At 76.3% G+C, this 2,244-nt stretch carries 1 protein-coding gene; it reads right to left on the reverse strand.

Annotation, left to right across the window (positions count from 1 at the left end; genetic code table 11):
- Positions 1-49: 49 nt before the first annotated feature.
- Positions 50-2,044, reverse strand: coding sequence for a tetratricopeptide repeat protein (locus SGA01_RS40620; protein ID WP_141303445.1), 1,995 nt, complete (start codon positions 2,042-2,044; stop codon positions 50-52).
- Positions 2,045-2,244: the final 200 nt, after the last annotated feature.

A 2,244-nucleotide genomic window follows, 5' to 3' on the forward strand; every position in this document is an offset into this window, starting at 1 on the left:
GGGACGGCCCTCGACCAGTGCAAATCCATTAACCGAAGCACACGAAGCCCTACGCGGTGAGCTCCTGGTGCAGCGCCTCGCTCAGCCGGGCCGCGCGCTCGGCGACCTCCGCCGGACCCAGCTCCACCGCACGGGCGCACCAGTGCCGCCCCTCGGTGAGCTCGCCCCGGCGCGCCGCGAGCAGCGCGAGCCGGAGGGCGGCGCGGCCGTGGCCGGCCCGGGCGGCCCGGGTCCACCAGAGCGCGGCCTCGCGCTCGCTGCCCTCGCGGGCGAGAAGCAGCCCGAGGTTGAAGGCACCGTTACGGCTGCCCGCCTCCGCCGCCTCGCGGTACCAGCGGTCGGCCTCGGCGAGGTCGCCGCGGCCGGCCGCGAGCATCCCGACCCGCACCTGGGCGCGCCGGTGGCCCTGCTGGGCGGCCCGCTCGTACCACTCCTCGCACTCGCTCTTCTCCTCCCGGGGCGCGCCGAGCACGGCGGGGCCGGGGTCGGGGCGGCGCGCGTCGAGGACCGTGGCCAGCCGGAAGGCGGCCTCGGCGCTGCCGCCGCCGGCCGCGCACCGCAGGTGCCGCTCGGCGGTCCGCTCGTCGCCGTCGCGCAGGGCGGCGATGCCGACCTGGAGGGCGGCCTCGGTGTGCCCGGCGGCGGCGGCGCGCTCGTACCAGACGAGGGCCGTGCGGTCGTCGTCGCGGCCCGCGTGGAGGATGCCCAGGTTGAAGGCGGCGTCCACGCTGCCGGCCTCGGCGGCCTTGGAGAACCACGGCTCGGCGCCGTTCGCGTCGCCGGCCTGGAGGAGCAGCACGGCGAGCGCGTTGGCGGCCTCGCGGTGGCCCGCGTAGGCGGCACGGCGGTACCACTGCTCGGCCTGCGGGATCCGGTCCTGGGCGGCGCAGAGCAGCCCGAGGTTGTACGCCCCGTTCACATCGCCCGCGTCCATGGCGGCGCGGTACCAGCGCTCGGCGGTCTGCTGCTCGCCCCGGGCCGCGTGCAGCGCTCCGAGGGCGTTGGCGGCGTTGCCGTCGCCGTCCTGGGCGGCGCGCAGCCACCACACGGCGGCGCTCTCCTGGTCGCCGGCGTCGCGGAGGAGGAAGCCGAGGGCGCAGGCGGCCTTGGCCTCGCCCTCCTTGGCGGAGCTGAGGTACCAGCGGCCGGCCTCCTTGAGCTCGCCGCGCTTCTCCAGGATCGCGCCGAGGTGCAGCGCGGCACGGCGGTGCCCGCGGGCGGCGGCCTGCCGGAACCACTGCTCGGCCTCGGTGAGCTCGCTCTTCGGCGGCGTGGGGTCCGTGACGCCGCCGGGCGCCGGGGCCGTCGGGGCCGCCGGGGCGACCACAGCCGCACCACCGGGCACCCGGAGCCGGGAACCGGTGTCGTGCGGCCCGCGGCCGCCGTCGTGCGGGCCGCGGACCGGTTCGGTCACACGGCGCTCCAGGGCCAGGGCGAGACGGTAGGCGGCCTCGCGGTGGCCCTGCTCGGCGGCGGCGCGCAGCCAGCGCTCGGCGCCGACGTCGCTGCGGTGCTCCAGGAGGTCGGCGAGGGCGTAGGCGCCGAGGGCGTGGCCCTGCTCGGCGGCCTGGCGCAGCCAGTACTCGGCGGCCGGCTCGTCCCCGCGCTCGCGGTGGTGGCGGCCGAGGGCGTGGGCGGCGGGCGCGGAGCCGGCGACGGCGGCGACCCGCCACCAGCCGGCGGCCTCTTCGGCGTATCCCCGCTGGTGGAGCAGGACGCCCAGGTTGTTCGCGGCGGCCCGGTCCCCTTCGGCGGTGGCGCCGCGCAGGAAGGGCTCCGCGCCGTCGAGGTCACCGCGGCGCAGCAGCAGCGCGCCGAGCGCGCTCATCGAGGCGAGGTCTCCGCGCTCGGCCGCGCGTCGGTGCCGCGCCTCGCTCTCGGTTTCCGTCTCGTTCTCGGTGTCGGCATCGGTCTCGGCGGTGGTGTCGACGGCCGCATCGACGGCCCCCACTGCCTCGATGATCTCGTCCGCGGCGTTTCTGGCGTGCCGCTGCACAAACCGCCCTGTCTCCAACAGAGTTGCCCTGTCCCCCATAAATACCATCGTCGCACCACCCGCAACCCGAGCACACCTGGTATACCGCAGCCAGTGAGGTCACTCAGCGTTTTGTCGACATGCCCACAGAGAGACAAGTCAAACACGCCTCACACCAACTCGCCCCCTCCGTACCGCTCTTCGATGCCCCCCGTCACCTCGACACACGACGAGGGCCCGGATCCTTATGGATCCGGGCCCTCGTTCTG

It is taken from the genome of Streptomyces gardneri (assembly GCF_006539185.1).
Taxonomy (GTDB): Bacteria; Actinomycetota; Actinomycetes; order Streptomycetales; family Streptomycetaceae; genus Streptomyces; species Streptomyces gardneri.